This is a genomic window from Agrobacterium sp. CCNWLW32 (genome assembly GCF_037083425.1).
GTDB classification, from domain to species: Bacteria; Pseudomonadota; Alphaproteobacteria; order Rhizobiales; family Rhizobiaceae; genus Agrobacterium; species Agrobacterium radiobacter.
In genome coordinates this window covers 26824-45886 of sequence record NZ_JBAOJM010000009.1, presented here as the reverse complement: position 1 = coordinate 45886, position 19063 = coordinate 26824, and the positions used below count along the sequence as shown (strand labels likewise).

General features: G+C 56.1%; 10 protein-coding genes. 5 read left to right on the top strand and 5 right to left on the bottom strand.

Going from position 1 to position 19063, the window contains the following annotated elements; all coding sequences use genetic code 11:
• Positions 1–36: 36 nt before the first annotated feature.
• Positions 37–8535, bottom strand: coding sequence for a peroxidase family protein (locus tag V6R85_RS18265; RefSeq protein WP_336377114.1), 8499 nt, complete (start codon positions 8533–8535; stop codon positions 37–39).
• A 417-nt stretch (positions 8536–8952) separates the two neighbouring features.
• Between V6R85_RS18265 and V6R85_RS18260 the strand changes: the two genes are divergently transcribed.
• A complete protein-coding gene (locus V6R85_RS18260) occupies positions 8953–10437 on the top strand; it encodes a sensor histidine kinase (RefSeq protein WP_111834012.1) in 1485 nt (494 codons plus the stop codon).
• A 42-nt stretch (positions 10438–10479) separates the two neighbouring features.
• On the opposite strand, the gene V6R85_RS18255 is transcribed toward V6R85_RS18260, so the two are convergent.
• Together V6R85_RS18255 and V6R85_RS18250 are read right to left on the bottom strand one after the other, a co-directional pair.
• Positions 10480–11151 (bottom strand): response regulator, encoded by a 672-nt coding sequence (locus tag V6R85_RS18255; protein WP_060727162.1) that lies wholly within the window; start codon positions 11149–11151, stop codon positions 10480–10482.
• A 382-nt stretch (positions 11152–11533) separates the two neighbouring features.
• On the bottom strand, positions 11534–12709 hold the full coding sequence (locus V6R85_RS18250; RefSeq protein WP_111834013.1) for a peptidase S41: 1176 nt from the start codon (positions 12707–12709) through the stop codon (positions 11534–11536).
• Between the two features lie 372 nt (positions 12710–13081).
• On the opposite strand from V6R85_RS18250, the gene aspS reads away from it, so the two are divergent.
• Positions 13082–14398: an aspartate--tRNA(Asn) ligase gene (gene aspS / locus V6R85_RS18245; protein ID WP_111834014.1), complete on the top strand. Its 1317-nt coding sequence runs from the start codon at positions 13082–13084 to the stop codon at positions 14396–14398.
• Positions 14399–14783: 385 nt separating this feature from the next.
• Here the strand turns inward: aspS and V6R85_RS18240 are convergent, their stop codons facing one another.
• Positions 14784–15170, bottom strand: coding sequence for a limonene-1,2-epoxide hydrolase (locus tag V6R85_RS18240; RefSeq protein ID WP_111834015.1), 387 nt, complete (start codon positions 15168–15170; stop codon positions 14784–14786).
• Between the two features lie 156 nt (positions 15171–15326).
• On the opposite strand from V6R85_RS18240, the gene V6R85_RS18235 reads away from it, so the two are divergent.
• On the top strand, positions 15327–16244 hold the full coding sequence (locus V6R85_RS18235) for an AraC family transcriptional regulator N-terminal domain-containing protein (RefSeq protein WP_129565368.1): 918 nt from the start codon (positions 15327–15329) through the stop codon (positions 16242–16244).
• A 285-nt stretch (positions 16245–16529) separates the two neighbouring features.
• Here V6R85_RS18235 and V6R85_RS18230 read toward each other — a convergent pair whose 3' ends face one another.
• Positions 16530–17429 (bottom strand): AraC family transcriptional regulator, encoded by a 900-nt coding sequence (locus V6R85_RS18230; RefSeq protein WP_111834036.1) that lies wholly within the window; start codon positions 17427–17429, stop codon positions 16530–16532.
• Between the two features lie 170 nt (positions 17430–17599).
• Between V6R85_RS18230 and V6R85_RS18225 the strand changes: the two genes are divergently transcribed.
• Both V6R85_RS18225 and V6R85_RS18220 read left to right on the top strand, forming a co-directional pair.
• Positions 17600–18358 (top strand): SDR family NAD(P)-dependent oxidoreductase, encoded by a 759-nt coding sequence (locus tag V6R85_RS18225; RefSeq protein ID WP_111834017.1) that lies wholly within the window; start codon positions 17600–17602, stop codon positions 18356–18358.
• Positions 18359–18382: 24 nt separating this feature from the next.
• The gene (locus tag V6R85_RS18220) at positions 18383–19057 is read left to right on the top strand and encodes a glutathione S-transferase N-terminal domain-containing protein (protein ID WP_111834018.1); all 675 of its coding nucleotides are present in this window, start codon (positions 18383–18385) and stop codon (positions 19055–19057) included.
• The last annotated feature ends 6 nt before the right edge of the window (positions 19058–19063 follow it).

Sequence of the window (19063 nt, the reverse complement as noted above, 5' to 3'; positions counted from 1 at the left end):
TAACGGGAGGCGCTGCCTCCGTTCGTTCGCGGTTGCTCAGGAAACCCCGGAGAAGTCACTGTTGGTCAGGTGGTGCTTTCCGGAAACGGCCAGTTCGAAGTCAGCATTCCCGTCTGCATCGGTGTGACCACGAATGACCGTGAAGTCCTCTCCGTCACGAACTTCGTGTGTAATCGCAATTCCCCCTGTCGCAGTCAGCGATGCTGGACTGTTGATCGTAAAGGTCTGCTTGCCCGAAGCACCCGTGTTGGCGTCGATTGCCGCGAAGTCGATCTTGTCGCCAGGCTGGAAACCGTAGATTGAGTCGCCATTGGCTGCACTTGTCGTTGTGAACCGGAAGGTGTCGTTGCCAAGACCGCCATCCATCACGTTCGCCGCATTCGAAGCAGTGATCACATCATGGCCGGAGCCGCCGACGAAGTTCTCGAAGCTGTAGAACGTGTCGTTTCCTGTCGTTGCGCTAATGACGGTGCCGTGTCCCATAAGGCCCGTGCCTAGATTTACGGTCAGATTTGACGTGGCAACTGAGTAATCGAGCGTATCCTTGCCGCCATCGCCCCAATACCGGTCGTTGCCGTCGCCGGCTGTTGCAAGAACGATATCATCCCCGTCGCCACCCCAGGCCTGGTCGTCACTCGCACCACCTTCGATGATGTCGTTGCCGGAATCTCCGAAGAGAAGATCCGCCCCGCTATTTCCGAAGAGCACATCGTGGCCGGCGCCGCCATGCAGTTCGTCATCGCCGCTGCCACCGCTCGCAACATCGTTGTCCGCCGCTGCGACGATGACGTCGTCACCGTCTTCGCCCCTCAGGATGTCGGAACCTGCATCCCCGGAAAGGATGTCCGAACCGCCACCCGCGAGGATCGTATCGTCGCCTCCCTGGCCGGCGAGCACTTCACCAGACGCTGTACCGATCAGCGCAACAGCTGCGATCGGGATCGAGACAATCGGTCCGTCGTCATCGTCGTCTTCGTGCGAGCAGGTGTCATCACCGTCCTCCTCGCCGTTGCCATCGTCGTCTTCGCCGTCGTCTTCGCCGTCGTCTTCGTCTTCGTCGCCGTCGCCGTCGCCGTCGTCGTCTTCGTCTTCGTCTTCGTCTTCGTCGTCGTTTTCCTCCTCGTTGTCTTCGACGCGTGGCGAGAAGATATCTTCTTCAAGATTCGTCAGGCCGGTGTTCCGGGCGATGATGTCGGCAAACTCCTCACCGTCGATGAAGTTTTCATAAAAATCGAAATCGTCGAAACGCTCCGTGTAGTAGAAGCGGTCAGCTTCCTGCAGGCGATCGAACTGCTCCTGCAATACGACCCAGAATGTCTGTCCGACCATGCCGCCATTGATGTGTTTCTCGGCAAGTCCTCCGACCCACAGATCGACACGGTCGATCCCCTTGATCACACCAGTCCCATTGGACTGCATTGCAATCTCGATATCAGGATTGATTTCGCGAAAAGCTGCGATTTCGCCGGCTTCCAGAACGAGGTCCGGATAAGCCTGCCGGAACTGGGCGATCACGGTATCGGAGAGGTCGTTGCGGCTCTGGAAGTCGTCCCAGGATGTGTAGGCCGTCATTGCTCCTGCATAACCCAGCGCTTCTGCAACATAAGGGTCGGTGGATGCTGCGAGGTCCATGCGAACCTGATTGAGCGTTCCAAGTCCGACGTCCCAGCCTCGGGCAACATTGAAGGCAAACAGGTCCGCGTTGATACGGACGAGGTCGTTTCGCACGGCATCGACAATGTTGAAATCGACCGCTTCAGCGGGTTGTGTCGCGATACCACCAAGGATCGCGCTCACACCGAGCTGTTCGTAGCCTTCCTGTGGAACATATCCGTACTGCGCAAGTGTGCTCAGCGGCAGCTTGAAGGCACTTGGATCGTTTGTGGGATTCAAGAAGGCATCGAACAATGCCACCTGGGTCGGGTTCCCATCCGCGTCGAGTACCGTCATGGTCTGGCCGATCAGCGAATGACCGACCCGATAGACCGCAGCGGCGAATTCATGACTGATCGCAGCCGTAGCATTCGGATTGTACTCAGAAAAACCGTGGTCGCCGTCTCCTCTTATGCCGCCGATCAGCTTGTCCGCAAATTCGGTGAAGACAACGCGCTGATATTCGGCTTCATTGATCATCTTGGCGGCCTGGAACAGTTCCTCGGCTGTTCCATCAAAACCGGCCGCCTCAAGGCCTGCCACATGAAAATTGTGGTTTCGGGCCCAGATGGTGTGCATTGAAGTAAGGGCAAAGTTCTCGTTTGCCCGGCCATCGCCTGCCACGTAGTGATCGAGCAGGCTGATATAAGGGTTGGTGTCGAGAAGCAGTGCGTGCGTGCTACCCATGAAGTCCGAAGCAAGCCCGGAAACCATGACTTCGTTGATCACTCCTGCCGCGACGAGACCCGGGAAATAGGACCGGAAGCTAGCCTGACCGCCTGCAAGCGTCGGTGAGTGAAAAACCGTGTCGTTTTCCCAGTGATGCAGGATAAGGTCACGCAATGTCGGCATCAGCTTGAAGGTGGGGTTGGAGGGATCCGCACCGCCTTGAAGCAAATGTGCCCCCAAACCACCTGATCCATTCCCTTCGCGCAGGAACTGCCCGACAAGATCATTGGAGCCGTAAGCCTGGTTCTGATCGACGAATGGCGATGTCTTGTTTATGTGCTGTGGAACGCCATCGTCGTAGTAGGCGACGGTCGCGCGTGTCAGATCAGCAGGATTGCCGGAGCCGGGGGCTCCGTTTCCGGGAGCGCCAATCTGGATCGTGCCATTTCCGCCTTTGCCAAGAAAATCCAGGCCATGGTCGAAATATTGTCCGAACGCCATGAAGAAGATGTTGGCATCGGCTTTAGGAAGGTTTGCTTCCTGTGCACCCAGAATGTTGCTGATGTTTCGCGGATCGAGTCCATCAAAGATCGGGTTGATCGCGGAATTTCCAAAGGCATCCGGTTCTCCGTAGTGCGACTGGGTGATGCGGATGAATGGTGTGTCCACCGCACCTGCGTCGGGATCTGCAGCATTATTTCCATGACCCGACAGGGTGCGGACACCTGTTGGGACAGGATCATCACCATCGTTGGGTGGAAGACCGTTCACGAGGGCTTTGAGACCAGCCAGATCACTTGGTGTGTATTCGAAGTGACCGGAAATGTCGTCACCGTCCTCGCCTGAGGTGGCTTCCTGGAACTGAGGCACGACGATCCCTGTAAAGGTGATTGAATGTGTCCCGTTTGAGAATGACTTCGTTCCGTCACCGTTATCCACAAGGGCGTAGCTAGAGAGTTGCTGCCCCGGCGCCAGCTCGACCACGTCCTGAGGGCGCAGGGTTCCAACGATCGTATCGTCACCGCCATTGCTGCGGAACAGGATACGATGTGCTGACATCAACCCGGAAATGTTGACAGTCTCGTCGTCCGCTTCGCCGTTGATGGTGATCGTGTTGAAGCTGAGATTGGTCGGAGAAAAGTCGCCGATTGCCAAGACTGTATCGTTTCCCGCTCCGGTGTTGATGACGATTTCCTCGATGTCGGTCAGTTCTGCAATAATCGCGCCGTTGGTGGTGCCATTGCGCGTAATGACGATTTCCGTTGCCGTGGCGATCCCTGTCATTCCTGCGCTGACTGCTGCTGCGCGGGTATAGACACGATAGGTCTCGGCAAGTGCGGAGCCGTTGACAACGAAAGAGTCTCCGTCGAGGCCCTCAGCGCCGCCGTTCACGCTGTCCCGGCCATCGGGTAACAGCCCCAGGAGGCTCGCGCTCCAGTTAATAACGTCGTCACCGCCCAAGGAGTTGATCGTGTCATTCCCGCGGTTTCCGGTAATGATATCCGCGCCTGCGGTACCAGTGATGACGGTGCCGACGTTGCTGGCGCTAATGACGTCGCCGACCACTTCGGTAGCCGGAGAAACGACTTGCTCAGCAGAGCCGAACCCATCGGTGAAGCTGACGACCACGCGTACCTGTTGGCCAACCTGAGGCTGCTGGGGAGTAAAGTTTGCCGAGTTAGCCCCAACATTTGCCCAGGTCGTGCCGTTGGTCGATGTCTGCCACTGGAAACTGAATGTTCCAAGGCCGTTTTCATCGGCGATTCCGGAGGTATCCGCAGTCAATGTCTGTGTCTCGGTGGGCGATGTGTCGCTGATAACCGGTGCACCGGTCGCCGCCCTGTTCACAAGGGCGACCTCGACGCCGTCGGAAAATCGCGCGGCTTCAATGTTCCGCAGGGTATCGACACCGTCCGACACGAGATTTCGTTCGGTCAACGGATCCACAACATTGCTGACGGTGTTATGGGTGACCGTGAAACTGCCGTCAACATTTCTGACAATCGTGTAGTTTGCACGAACATCGTTGAACTCTGCGGTATCAGTACCGGCGAGGGGTGTTGTCGATGAGACAATCTCTCGCACGATATGCAATTGGCTTGGCACGATGGTACGGGAGATCATCAATTCAAAGAGCGACTTTCCAGCCCAGGCTGGATTCTCATCTTCGGTAAAGACATGTTTCAGGCTGTCCACCGTTGCAATCTGATTACCGTCCGAGTTTTCGGCGCCGACAGGTGTGATGCGAATACGAACGTTGAGCCATGCGTCGCCATCGAGGAAGTCATCTCCACCATTGCCCCGGAGCGAGTCACTTCCTGCTCCACCGAGGAGAATGTTGCCACGGTCGAAGGCAGTGATCGTTTCGGGATCAACATCAGCCGGAGCCGCTGCGATGAGGTTGCCAAGAAGCGCGCGCAGGCCCTCAATGCGATCTACGCCTGCCTGCGTCAAACCATCTTTGAAGAAGATGCCCTCTGTCGTGGCAACCGTATCGCCAGGCGCCAAGTCACCAAAGACCCGGTCGTCGCCAAGCAACGTGTCATTGTAATTCCAGCCGGAAAGTGCTTCTGTTTTGTCGAACCGGTTGCGAAGGATATCTTCCTGTTCTGTGGTGAAAATCGGGATACGCATATCTGCGTAGGCGTTCATCTCCACGTCCTTGAATATTGCCCAGTCGAAGCCGAACATGCCCTCATTGCGCATGACGCTTTCGCCTTGAACCATAATGTCGTCGCCGGATTCCGCGTCGAAATCGTGTTCTTCATTCCCGGCAAACATGACATCGTGACCGACGATAGACGAATTGAAGAAGAGCTCGGAGTTGTCGCCGGCTGTCGTGTCGAAGCCGCCGCCCGCCTCCATCCAGTCGTCGCCTTCATTGCCCATGAGAAGATCGACGCCGTCACCGCCAAGGATGAAGTCATCACCATCACCGCCGAACACTTCCGTGTCGTCGACGCCGACAAAGACGACGTCCTTGCCAGTTCCGCCCATGACGATATCCATGCCGTTCGAATTGGCGATTACGTCATCGCCTTCATCACCCTTCACAAAGTCGCCGGTATCGCCAGAGTCGGTGATGATATCGTTGCCTGCGCCGCCATTGACGAGATCGACCCCGGCGCCGCTTTCGATGCGGTCGTCGCCTGCGTCGCCCCAGATACCGTCGTCGCCGAAATCGGTAATGATGGTATCGTTGCCTATGGTGCCGCCGACCACGGTATGTTCACCACCAGTGAAGCGAAGATAGTGTCCTGTAGCACCGCTTTGATCGACGCTGGTGTCAGCGACACTTTCGTCAACATCGGCAGTGGTCAAATCGTCACGCTGGACCTTACCGAGACCAAGAGCGGCCATGATCGGATCGTCCCCGACTGGGTCGTCGCCGACCTGGTTCGCCTTGTTGATCTCGAGGACGAAATCGTAATCGGCAAAGACGTCGACGCCTAGGTGGCGGGCGATGACATCGTCGGCGGTGCCTCTGATGCCGTCGGCGCCAGGCTGGGCGATATCGGTGTTCGCCATGATCATCTTGGCGAACGAGTTCTGCTCCAGCATGTTGAGGAAATTCTGGCCCTGTGTACGGGTCAGATAATAGAACCTGTCGCCATCCTGCAGATTTTCGAGCTGCATTTCGAAGATCGCATTGAATGTCGATCCGAGCATGCCACCAAAGGGCATCTTCTTTTCCGCAAGGCCGCCAATCCAAAGATCGATCAGGTTGAGGCCCGTTTCCACGCCCGCCCATGTCCCTGTGCTCGTGAGATAGGAAACGCGGTCCGCAGGGGCACCGTCGCCGCCCATGACGAGCGCTGTCGCAGCCGCCCGCTTGCCGGCCAACGTGGTCTCGCCAGTAATCGTTCCATGTGTGCCATAGGCCGCGATGAAGTTGATGACGGAGGCCGAGTTCTTGAGATTGGCGGCGAAATCAACCCAGTTGTCGTAGGGCTTCAGGAATGTAGATCCGCTTGCCGCATACAATTGTGCTCGGGCGTCGTTGAGTGAAGGTACGCCGGTGTCGCGGCCGCGAGCAATGTTGATCGCGCCGAGATCAAGCGGCAGCCCGAGCAGGTTATTGCGCAGGGAGCTGACGATGAATTCGTCGATTTCATTGCCGTGCTCTACGACCATGCCTCGCACGATCGCGCCAGCAGCCTGATCTGCACTGATCGTGCTGTTGAGATCAAAAGCGACCGGATTGAGGAAGGCCTCGATAAGATCGAGCTCGGGTTCGGTCGCTGCTGTTTCCGTACCATCTGCATTCAGGAAAACGCGCGGCATCCCGTCGGTCAACATGGAATGCCCGAAGCGGTACACCGTATGGGCAAACTCAGCGAAGATCGACGGATTGACGTCTGTGACCGAATTGAAAACAAAGACGTCGATCGCGGGCTGAATCTTACGCGCGAACTCTTCGAAGACAAGGTGCTGATACTGCATTTCTGTGGCGAACCGGGCTGCCTGGAACATGCGCTCGCCGTCCCAGTTCAGTCCTTGCGCATAAGCGAGCTGATCAATCGCCGGAAGGTTTTCAAAGCCGGCTGGAAGGCCGCTGATATCCGTTGCCAGCCATTCGTTGATGAAGGCGACATCGCCGCTTTGCAGGATCGTCAGTTTCTGGGAATCGACCTGACGATTGTGCTCGGAGTGGAAAATGTGATGAACAGCAGTCAGTCCGATGTTCTCGTTACCGCGTCCATCACCCGTAATGAAATGACGCTCCAGCAACTCGTTGTCATAGACACCGGATGCAAGAGGCCCACTGTTGACAACATCATCTGTGTCCGCAGTTTTCAGCGCACCCGTTTGGCTGTTGAAGGGGTTGGCGTTGTGCGCGATGTCGTCCAGGAAGGCATGGCCGGTGCGCAGCGCCAGCGACGCGAATGTGTTGACAGGTGCCGAGGGTGTACCTGAAACGACGGCATCGTCGGCAGTGTTTGGAATACCGTCTGCACCGATACCCGTTACAACCTGCGCATAGCCCGTCAAAGGATGGGGAATGAAATTGCCATATTGGTCGGTGCGGATCAAAGGCAGGTTGACGACGTCAGCATCACTTAACTGGATGCCGAGGAATTGCAGGGCGTTGGCCTTGATGTCCGCCCATGTCGGAAGGCCACCATGTGTTCCGGCGGGAGAACCGGCTGGGGGCGGGCCATCAAGCAAACGGCCTGTCGCGACAGTGATGCCTCCGATCGTTGCGTATTCACGAAGGAAAACCTGATGGGATGGATGTGAGGTGTAGGTCTGGTTTTGGTCCACGAACGGAGTCGTGGTGTTGCGGGCTTCGTGATGTGTGTCATCAGCCGTTCCAAGTACACCGTCTGCACCGGGGCCATCAACAGGGTCTGCTCTGGTGATAACCATGAAGCGCAAGCTTGGGGGCAAGTCGTCGGCTGTTCCAGGAAGCCCGTCAGTGCCGAGCACCAATGGATCGTCGCTCTGTAGCGGGATGAATACCGAGCCGTTGTTGCCCTTGCTGATCAGGTCAAGACCATGGTCGAAGAACTGGCCAAAAAATGTCATCCACGCATTGAACGGGGCCGAGAGGCCTTCGTCAGGTGCAATGTTCGGGATTGAAGCAAGGTCGTTATTGGTGAGGTACACACCGTTAGTGCCAAGAGGTTGTCCGGGTGCCACGGGCACCATGCCGGGGTTGGCCTCTTCCCATGCCGCTACCGCCAGAGGATTGTTGAACCAGGCTGATACAGCAGCCGGGTTGTTGATACTCATATCGGAAATCAGGTTCGAGATGATGCGCGGGTCTGCGTCCGCGACGTTGCCTGTATGACCGCCATTTGATGGGGAAGGCGTGCCGACGACGCTGTAATCGGTGTTCGTCACGACAGCGGGGCCTCCAAGCGACATCGTGTCGCCATCGGCATCGTTGCGGAAATTCGGGTCAAGCGCGCGGGGCATGGCCTGATCGGCAGCCCCCCAGAGCTCGCGGCCCGCCACGATATTGTTGTAGGTGCCGTCAACGGTACGAAGGCCGACCGGCACATGCGGGTCGGGGATGGCCCGAGGCGTTGCCGGGTTGCCAAGGTAGACGCCTGTAACGACATCATATTGCGACCGGTCGGAAATCACTGTTCCATCAGGGTTGAGACGGATTTCAGTGAGCGGAACGCCAGAGGCATGGACTTCCGCGACCTTGATCTGATGAAGAACAAACGCCAGGTCAGCCTGGTTCAGTGTAAAAGCAGCCATTTTCCCCTCCGAAGCGCTTAAGCGCAAAACGCCGTTACATGGATGGAGGCTTCGAGCGTTCTTGATTGGTCACCAGGCACAATCGCAATCTCCACGTTTTCGCCCGAAAGGAGATTCCCTAGCCTTCATGATCTTAGGTTGCAGGAAACGCTTGCGTAAGAACACTTCACATGGTCCAGTTGTTTAAGGATCCTTGGTCGCAGCAGTTCATCAGACCTTGGTCTGACGGTCGTCAGCCCAAGGTTGATGTGGTCTTGCGGAATTGGAATTGGCAAATTAAATTGCTGAATTAATTGTATAATTGTATAAAAATATCCGCACCTGAATCTTGGTAAATATCAAATCCGGGATGCGGTTCTGTTTCTGATAAGTGCGAATTCGACGAGGTTTGTGCATAAAACATCAGCGGGTTGGGACATGAAACATTCACCGTTTGACGACACTGGTGTTGACGCAAAATCGCGCAATGGATCGCTCGGAAAATGGAGATCGTTCTTGCGACGTTTGACAGACTGGTTCCGGGATCTGCATCTTTCGACACAATTCATGATCCTGATGTCACCGATCGTGATTGTGTTGATGTCGTGCCTTACGTTCTGGGCTGCCGATCGGGTTGAACGCGCCATGCTCGCTGGAGCTGGCGGGGTTGGAGCTCTTTATCTCGAAACCTTTGTTTCTCCCCTTATCAAGGAGGCTGATCTCCACAAGGACACGATTGACCCTGTCCTGGTCTCGCACCTCGAAAACCTGCTCGGCACAGGGCCTATCGGTCAGCACGTTCGCACGATCAAACTTTGGCGGGCCGATGGCAGTATATTCTATGCGACAAACGATCAAAAAATCGACCATCCAAGAGTGTTCGATGAGTTGAGGTCGGCCTTGTCAGGTGAGATCGTTGTATCCCGTACGGAGGTGGAGAAACATGTTTATACCGGCGAGGAAAAGCAGAACCTTCTGTTAGAGGTCTACGCGCCCCTTCTTCGTGACGGGAATGGCAAGGTCATTCTCGTTGGAGAGTTTTACGAAGAACCGAATTATTTGATCGCTGAGCTTCGCTCTGCGCGGCGCGGAACATTCCTGATTGTGGCCGGCGTGGCTTTGCCAATGCTTGGATTGTTGTATCTCATGGCACTAACAGCAAGCCGGCTGATTGCCCGGCAAAAGCGAGCGATCGAGGCGAACCTCCTGAACGCCCTTGATCTGTGGGAGCAAAACGACAAGCTGAGGAAAGCAGCAGACTATGCCAGACTCGAAGCCGGCAAGCTGAATGAGAAGATACTCGACCAGATTGGCAACGATCTGCATGATGGCCCAGTGCAGGTTCTCACCCTTATAAGTCTTCGCCTGAGCGATATGATTGCAGAGCAGCGCTTAAGCGGAAGGAAGGTCAACCCTGATCTTGAAAAGCTGCTGAATTTCGTCTCAGGCGTTCTTGCGGATCTGCGGAAAATCTCGGCCGGCCTCTCATTGCCTGAACTTGACGAACTCAGCTTAAGTGAAACAATAAAGCTCGCCGTGGCGCGCTACAGGGATCTCACAGCGTTTCCCGTTGAAATGGACGGCCTGATACCGCACGAGATGTACAAACCCCACCTGAATGTCTGCGTCTATCGCTTTATTCAGGAAGGGTTGATGAATGCATTCCGACACGCAGCCAATAACAGGCAGAGGGTCCGATACCGCATCCACGACAACAAACTCATCATCGTGGTGGCTGATGTGGGGGAGCGTGTTGTGCGTCCAGACCAAAACGCTGCAGCCCGAGTGAAGCTTGGTTTGACCAGTCAGAAGCGGCGCGTAAGGTCATTTGGCGGGAAAATGCGGATATTCAGGCGCGCGGCGGGAACCATCATCGTCGCAGTTTTGCCCATCAATCAGCTTTCGTCGGACGAGATGATCTAGCGGCCGTCTGGCGCAGAAGCTGTGGAGATTTTGGACGTCATCCTAGTTGAAGAGATCGGGTGGCCCACCAATTTTTTGTGCGGCGAGAACGGCCTCGACACGATTTCGTACGTCGAGCTTCTGCATCAGGATCGTCATGTAATGTTTGACCGTTTTTTCGCTTATGTCGAGACTTCTGGCTATTTCACGATTTGTCTGCCCTCTCATGAGGTAGGAGACAATCTGTTCTTCGCGAACGCTTAAGCGTTTCTGCTGTATAGCTCTTTGTCTCGCCTCTGCCGCCTTCATCGACATGATGACCCTCGTTGCGAAGCCTGGCGTCATATATGTCTCGCCGTTGTGCGCGGCAATAATTGCGTCGTGAAGGTCTGTCGAACTGCTTCCTTTAAGGACGTAGCCGGAAACGCCACAATTGAGAGCCTTGATCGCTGTCTCGATACTGGAGGTCGCCGTGAAGATTACGACCTTGGTTCCCGGCATTGTCTGGACAATCACCTCAATCGCCGCCATCGAGTCGCCGGGCATGCTGAGATCAACGACGATGACGTCAGGCGAAAGTTGTTCAGTGATTTTGATTGCGTCTACAGCGTTGTGGCCCTGGCCAACAATTTTGAGATCTTTTTTGTTCGAGTAAAGACTTACAAGTCCTTCAAGAAGAATAGGGTGATCGTCCACAAACGCGACGGATACAGGTACGCTGACAGGTGATGACATTGATGCCGCCTCACACTTATTTTGACTGAGAAGATACCACAATAGAATCGGTGTAAACAACTCGCTATAAGTGAATATATTTACGTAAAAGCGAGGCTAAAGTATTACAGCAGGATTAATCATTTCGTGTTATTTGGTGGCTGCGGAATTACGTGTCAGCGCGCGCGACATTTCCTGATGGTGCGGTTTGGCGTGAAGTTCGAGAACCTGCTATATGAAGATCGAAGCGGTCTTCGCTTGGGCGCCGAGAAGCGGACGGAGAAGTGTGCGTCGTTGGCCGTGGCACGCCTGATTGCCGCAGCGCCGAAGGCGGCCATTCCTTACTCGGCGTAGCATTTTCCGGGGGGCGGCCGCCAGCAGTGCGGACTGAGCCGCTGTTCGTCTAATCGTCCAGACTCTTAAGAACTTGTTGGTAGAACGCGCCTTGTGCATTCTCAGCAGTAGACCTTACGACCCATTCCCAATCCAAATTCAGTTTTCCTGCCGGGACCATTTGCTGCGCGATTTCAGCCGGTGTAGTTTCGTTACTGATTCCGTTCTCCCAGTCGTGAAAGGCTGATGAGTATCGAACGACCGCTCCGCTGATCGGCAAATCGAGCAACCCTCCCTCGGCAAAAAAAATCAACCCGTCGCCCATTTCTTCGCCGATGATTTTGAGTCGACATCCCAAACGATGTTTGAGGATGGCTACAAATACTATCGCTGCGGAAAACGTGAATTTGTCGACAAGCACAACAACCTGCCTGCTTGCGTGTAAAGAGATGGCGTCGATCAAGGGCATCGTTTGAAGGAAGTCGCCACCGGTGTTTCCGCGAACGTCAATCAAGAGTTTTTTGTTCGGGCAGGTGCTTACACGCTCGGCTGCACCGGAGATGGCTTTCGGCAGAGCACTTTCACTTGGATCGAAGAAACTTGGCAATGATATTGAAAGCCCAAGCCCCTGCCAGTCCTTGATCTCCACAAATCTCTCGGGCCTCCAGGCCGGATCAGCCTTGCCATGCTCGTTTCTCGGATAGAGCATCGGTGCAGGAACCGTATGCCCATTCTCCACTTTCAAATCGGTTATCTGCCCATTCTCGTCTTTCACGCGATATTCAGTCGTATTCTCTTTCGAAGAAAACCCGAGGTGGGCCAATGCATACGGCCATGCCAGAAGAATCGGTCCAATGACCCGTTTCCTCTGGCGCGTTCCCGCCAGAAATTTCTCTGCGGCGGCTGCAATCTGGCCCAAAGGTGTGCCGTTGACTGCTATCAGCTCTCCTCTTGGCGCAGTTGTTTCCAGTGCGGTGTCAGTTAACTGCACCACCGTTCCGACATTCACAAACCTCAGCGGGAGCACTGAGATGGAATCGTTCGGGATCAGCCGTGTGTGTCCGTTGTCGGGAAGTGCGAGCAAGCGCATCGCGGAAAACAGAAAGGCCTCTTTGGAGCCCTCCAAAGCGTATCGTCGAGTGTCACGAATGCAGCTGTCTATCGTCGCCTGTTCGATCCGCCGAAAGCTGGGATCGGTTGGCAGGACAGTTTCCAGAATTTTCTCGAGGTCTTGCGTCAGGGACATGATTTACGGTGCGCATAGTTGCTCGTCGATGTCCAGATTGGGCCGCGAGGTGCCATCCGCTTAGCGCAAATTCAGTCCGTATTCCCGACCGTCAAAACAGTCGGCAGCCATCGAGGCATGGTTCTTCGGTCCCGTAATTATTTAGACAAGGCAGGTATTATGGTTCACGATTGACGGTTTACAATGTTCTGTCATTGCGGCTAAATCCCCCTATGAGTACGCGACACAACACCACTGTCAATAATAACGGCCCCTCCGGGGTCGTGGATGGTGCGCGCGCGGTTTAGCGTAGCTCATTAATCACCACAGCCCTGCCGGTTTCGGAAGGGCTGTAGGTTTGGCTTCTCCGTATCGGTTTTCCTGGAGAAAGTCATGTCTCACTCCTTCGTTTCGCACGAGTGCCCGATTTCAGAACTGCCCCTTAGCATTGGGCAGCGTGTCAAGCTGCACGGATTCGTCGACACAATTCGCGATCAAAAACACATGCGTTTCATCATCCTGCGTGATGGAACAGGCAAGGTTCAGCTTACTCAGAACAAGGACAATAAAGCTCTCGCCTCAGCACTCGATACTCTGACACCCGAAAGTGCACTCATGGCCACCGGCACGGTCGTTGCTGCCCCGGCAGTAAAACTCGGTGGCCTGGAAGTCATACTCGACGGCGCTGAGGTGTGCGGGCTGGCCGACAGCCTTATACCCATAGCGCGCGATTCCGGCCTCGAAAAATGGCTGGACCACCGGCAGGTAAGTTTGCGCTATCCGGAGCAACAACTGGTCTTTGCTGTACAGACGACCTTGGAAGAGGCGATGCGCGAGTTCTGGAAGCAGTACGGTTTCCGTGAGATTCACTCGCCCAAGCTGATGGGGACTGCAAGCGAGTCAGGAGCTGAAGTTTTCTCTGTCAAATACTTCGACACCACGGCCTTCCTCGCGCAGTCGCCGCAATTCTACAAGCAATTGGCTATCGCCGGCGGCATGGAGAAGGTATTTGAGATCGGTCCGGTCTTCCGTGCCGAACCCTCCTTCACATCGCGGCACGAAACCGAGTTCACCTCCATCGACATGGAGATCAGCTGGATTAAAGACCACCATGAACTGATGGACTTTGAACAACAATGGCTGGCTCATTCCATCCGGGCGGTCGCGGAGGTTCATGGGCCTGCTATCGAGGCTCATTTCGGCGTGAAGGTCGCTCCACCTACGTTACCGTTTCCACAGGTGACTTTTGCCCAAGCCCGCGAAATCCTCAGCCAGCTCGGTCACGTGCTGACGCGACAGGACGACCTTGATACTGAAGGTGAGCGAATCCTCTGCGAACATATTGCGGCACAAACGGGGCATGAGTTCTTGTTTATAACCGACTACCCGGCGAGCAGCCGGGCCTTCTATCATATGCGCCATGAGGGTTGCCCTGACATTACGAAGGGCTTCGATCTCCTCTGGCGTGGCCTTGAAATCACGACTGGTGCGCAACGGGAGCATCGCCGCGAGCGCCTTGTTGCGCAGGCAGAGCAACGCGGATTGAAGCTGGACGGCCTATCCGACTATTTTGATTTCTTTCGGTTTGGCTGCCCGCCCCACGGAGGTATGGGGGTGGGGCTTGGTCGCATCATGATGCGCCTTCTCAACGCCGCCAGCATAAGGGAGGTCACATTGCTCAGCCGGACACCGAAGCGGCTGCGGCCCTGAGTGACCGCTACATGTACCAGACGGCGCGCGCTGATCGCGCGTCGTCTTCCGCTGCTTTACAACCCATAAGTCCGTTTTATGCAAATTACCGCCATCCGCTTCGCGCCCACAGGGGGCGTTCGCTTTAGCGGCCACGTCCGATACGGGGCCGGAAGCGGATTGTCCGGTTTATAGGCGCCATGTGGGAATAGCCGCCACAGTTTGGCGGCTCGCCTCGTCTAACAATTGACATTGGTTCTAACGTAGCAATCCCGAAACTTGCGGCCCTCCATCCAGAAAAACGAGCACTCGCTTCCCAGGTCATGAAGATGATGAACCATTGTCCCGCACGCGACTTCCATCACAGCGCTAACGGCAAGCCCGCGCTGTGATGAAAGACAGTGTCTCAAACCGCCGAGAACTTCTGAACGGCGGTGACGTCGAAATAGTCCCGCCACTCGACGATCTTGTCCCCTTCAAGCTCAAAAATTCCCATAATCATCACGCGCCCAATTTCACTGCCATCGGCACGCTCGAACCGGTCGAGCCTTTCCGTGAGAACGCGGGATCCATCGGCAGCAATCGCGAGCATATCGATATGGACCGTGGAGATTCCGATCGACGTCTCCAGCTCATCTATCATCGCAATGGCCTCGTCAGCGCCCGTCGTGACTGAAACGCCTTCATTGATCCAGCGCGTACTGGGTGTGAACCAGCGGCGGACGGCTGGCCTTCCGCCGTCTTCAACGAAAGCGGCGCAAAAAGTAGAAACGGTTTCGATTGGGGTGGGCATGCAAGTTTCTCCTGGACCATCAGACGCCTCAATGGCTCTGTCTTGGGACCGATGATAGGACTTGAACCCTAAGGCCACGATGCCGGAACTTCGGTCACTCTTGCCTGATCTTCCGGAATTCTTGATAGAACTGGGCAATCGGGTTAGGGTGGTTTGATGAGCGAACTCGACACAATCCGCGCCGTCGCAATGCGCCATGCTGGCCGTCCTAATCTTAAATTGCCGAGACTGTTCGTTTACACTCTTGATCATACGACCGAGGTCGATCCGCTGATCTACGATCCTGCGGCATCGTTGGTGATCCAGGGCACGCAGCGCATGTTTATCGGCGACAAGATGTTCGAGTATGGACCCGGCCAAAGCTTGATTGTCGCGGCCGAGATTGCCGCGTTGGGTCAAGTTTGCGAAGCGTCGCCAGACAGACCGTTTGTCGCAATCGGCTTGTATCTGGACGCGCCATTGCTGTCTGACCTCGTTCTTGAGATGGCAGCGATACCAGAGCTGCCGATCGAATCGGGGTATGGCCTCAGCACCGCAAGTACGTCGCTTCTCGGTGCTTGGGGAAGATTGGTGGAGCTCCTTGATCGACCGACCGAAATTCCGGTCATGGCGCAGCCATTGGAGCACGCACTGATGTTTCGGCTGTTAATGGGGCCGCATGGCGGCCTGCTTCGGCAGATTGCCGGGGCTGACTCGCGCCTGATGCACATTCGAAAGGCCATGGCCTGGATACGCGACCATCACACCGAGCGTCTCGATTTCAGGGCGGTCGCGGCGCTTGCAGGCATGAGCGTATCCGTCTTTTACGACCGTTTCAAAGCCGTCGCAGCGGTCAGTCCGTTACAGTATCAAAAGTATATCCGGCTCCACGAAGCCCGGAGGCGCATGATCGCAGGGCAGATGCGTGCATCAGAGGTGGGATTTGCGGTCGGCTATGAAAGCGCTTCGCAATTCAGCCGTGAGTACAAGCGTCTCTTTGGAGCGCCGCCGGGTCAAGACAGCAATAGAGTGAAAGCGAGCCTCGCGAACAACCATCAGCCACAATCGTTTGGTGCTCGACCAGGTGTTTTGTGAGTATTGTGTATGAACACGAGGTCACCACCGACCGTTACGGCCATGCTCGTTCGCTCGCGAACGGACTTCTTCACAACCCTGGTGCATCAGGGCCACCCGTTCGCTTAGTGCTGGTCTCAGCGTGACGGCAAAAATTTACAAAATCCAGGAGGGTTCCGCTGACCGTCTGCTCCTCGCTGGCGCCTCGGCATCCCTGTCCGACAATGTCGTCAGGACCCGTTAATTGTGGACTTTGACAGAAATGCACATTTAGCATTCACGTCACCTGATCTGCGCAAGACAAACCTAACCAGCGATATCTTGGCCGATCGATTGTCTTAAATTACGGATATCGCGGACGGGCGGCGCTCCGAACTGACGCAAATACTCACGGCTGAATTGCGAAGCGCTTTCATAGCCGACCGCATAGGCGACGTCGGAGGCAGTACGGTCGCCGGCGAGTAGCAAATGACGCGCTTCCTGAAGCCGCAGTTGCTTGTGATACTGGATAGGGCTTAGCCCTGTCAGCGCGACAAAGTGGCGGTGCAAGCTGGCGCGGCTCATGCCAGCGGCTTCACACAGCGCCTCAATCCGGAACTGCGTATTGACGTGGTCGCGTATCCATTCAACTGCGCGGCGGATACGACCGAGCGCACCTTCTGGGCGGGCAATGCTACGCAACAGTCGTCCCTGCGGACCTTGCAAGAGACGATACAGCAATTCGCGCTCCGCCATCGGTGCTAGCGCGGGAATGTCTGCTGGTGTGTCGAGTAGCGCCAGCAGCCGATTAAGCGTGTCGCGCAGCGCAGGCGTCATTGGATTGATCGCGATGCCACTACCTGGCATTTCCGCTTCACGCGTGACCGGCATCGTCGAGGCGACCTCGGCGAGAAGCGCCGGATCAAGGACCAGTGAGATCGCCACATAAGGATTGCCGTCGTCAGCGTTATGGATCTGCCCGCTCAAGGGAAGATCAAGTGCACTGACCAGGTACCGAGATGAGTCGTAGCGGAGCAGGTCGTCGTGGATCGCGACGTCCTTCGAACCCTGCAAGATGAAGCAGATCATCGAGCGGTATAGGCACGGCGACGTACCGGAAGTCACCTGTCCAACACTGATTTCCAGGCGCGGGATTGGTGTCTGGGTGATGCCGACCCGCCCGTGGCGGAGTGCGAGATCGCGATGCGGCTGAAGATTATCGGTCATGCCCATGAGTATGACACGTCTCCTCACCTCTGCAAGAGCCTGAGACAATCAGGCAAGACTCTGAGAGCATCAGGCGGCGTTTGGACTGCAAAGTTCCGCTAGATGGTCTGCAGCGGAGGGTCCCTCACAGGCCAACCCTTCAGAAGATTAGGCCATAAGGAGCCAGAGCTATGTCTCAGAAGATCGTACTCATTACTGGAGCCAGCCGCGGTCTCGGCCGCAGCATGGCGCTGCATGTAGCTAAGCGTGGTGTGGGCGTGATCGGCACCTACAGGAACAGCACCGCCGAGGCTCATGCACTCGTCAGCGAGATCGAAGCAATGGGCGGCAACGCTGCAATGCTGGCGCTCGACATCACCGATGCCGCAAGCTTCGCGGCCTTTGCCGAGAACGTCGCCGACACCCTGAAGACGACGTTCGGAGCTGCGCGTTTGGACTACCTGGTGAACAACGCAGGCGAAGGCGTCTATACCATGGTTGCCGACGCGACCGAGGTGCAGTTCGACCAGATGGTCGACATGCACCTAAGGGGTCCAGTGTTCCTGACGCAGAAGCTGCTGCCGCTACTCAATGACGGCGGGCGCGTACTGAACGTCTCAACCGCATTTGTTCGCACGACGATGGCGGGTTATGGCCTCTATGCGGCTGCCAAGTCGGCGATGCAGACACTCACCAAATTCATGGCAGTTGAACTCGGCGCGCGCCAGATCCGCGTCAACGCCATCGCTCCCGGCGCAATCGCAACGGATTTCGGCGGAGGTGGGGTGCGTGATGACGCGTACATCAACGCCCATGTTGCTGGCACCATTGCACTAGGCCGCGTCGGCGAGTCCGGTGACATTGGCGCCGCGGTAGCTGCAATCCTGTCCGACGATCTGGGCTGGGCAAACGGCACGACGTTCGATGTGTCGGGCGGGCAATCGATCTGACGCAGCACTGAGCGGAGACCTGTCATGACAGACACAAACCTCACCCTTATCAGCCATCCCCTTTGCCCATTCGTCCAGCGCGCGGTGATCCTGCTGCTGGAGAAGGGGGTCGCCTTCGAGCGGATCGATGTTGCCCTGTCGGCAAAACCGGACTGGTTCCTGGCCCTATCGCCGACCGGCAAGGTGCCGGTACTGAAGATTAGACAGCGCAACGGCGAGGATGCAATCCTCTTCGAAAGCGTAGCGATCTGCGAATATCTAAACGAGACCCAAGGTGGCGCAGCTATGTATCCCGGCGGGGCGCTGTTGCGGGCGCGACACCGCGCATGGATCGAATTTGCCACGCAGGCCATGACGGAGGGCTGGCAGTTCCTACATGCCAAAGATGCGGCGACCGCAGATGCCAAACGCGTGGCATTCAGTGATCGCCTGGCAAAGCTTGAGGCGGAATTGGCTGACGGCCCCTATTTCGCTGGGGCAGACTTCGGGCTGGTAGATGCCGTTTACGCGCCACTATTCCGCTATTTCGAGATCATCGACCCGGCCGTATCAGATCCCATCTTCGACGGCTTGCCGCGGTTAACGGCGTGGCGTTCCGCACTCGCTGAACGACCAAGCGTCAGGAATGCCGTCGTCGAAACCTATCCCGAACTCTTCCGCGAACATTTGCGCCTGCAGGGCGCGATCATTGCGGCTTAATCCACA

Bases quoted from the DNA above. Each gene is read 5' to 3' on its own strand.
- V6R85_RS18265 (WP_336377114.1), bottom strand. From the start codon at position 8,535: ATGGCTGCTTTTACACTGAACCAGGCTGACCTGGCGTTTGTTCTTCAT.
- V6R85_RS18260 (WP_111834012.1), top strand. From the start codon at position 8,953: ATGAAACATTCACCGTTTGACGACACTGGTGTTGACGCAAAATCGCGC.
- V6R85_RS18255 (WP_060727162.1), bottom strand. From the start codon at position 11,151: ATGTCATCACCTGTCAGCGTACCTGTATCCGTCGCGTTTGTGGACGAT.
- V6R85_RS18250 (WP_111834013.1), bottom strand. From the start codon at position 12,709: ATGTCCCTGACGCAAGACCTCGAGAAAATTCTGGAAACTGTCCTGCCA.
- aspS (WP_111834014.1), top strand. From the start codon at position 13,082: ATGTCTCACTCCTTCGTTTCGCACGAGTGCCCGATTTCAGAACTGCCC.
- V6R85_RS18240 (WP_111834015.1), bottom strand. From the start codon at position 15,170: ATGCCCACCCCAATCGAAACCGTTTCTACTTTTTGCGCCGCTTTCGTT.
- V6R85_RS18235 (WP_129565368.1), top strand. From the start codon at position 15,327: ATGAGCGAACTCGACACAATCCGCGCCGTCGCAATGCGCCATGCTGGC.
- V6R85_RS18230 (WP_111834036.1), bottom strand. From the start codon at position 17,429: ATGACCGATAATCTTCAGCCGCATCGCGATCTCGCACTCCGCCACGGG.
- V6R85_RS18225 (WP_111834017.1), top strand. From the start codon at position 17,600: ATGTCTCAGAAGATCGTACTCATTACTGGAGCCAGCCGCGGTCTCGGC.
- V6R85_RS18220 (WP_111834018.1), top strand. From the start codon at position 18,383: ATGACAGACACAAACCTCACCCTTATCAGCCATCCCCTTTGCCCATTC.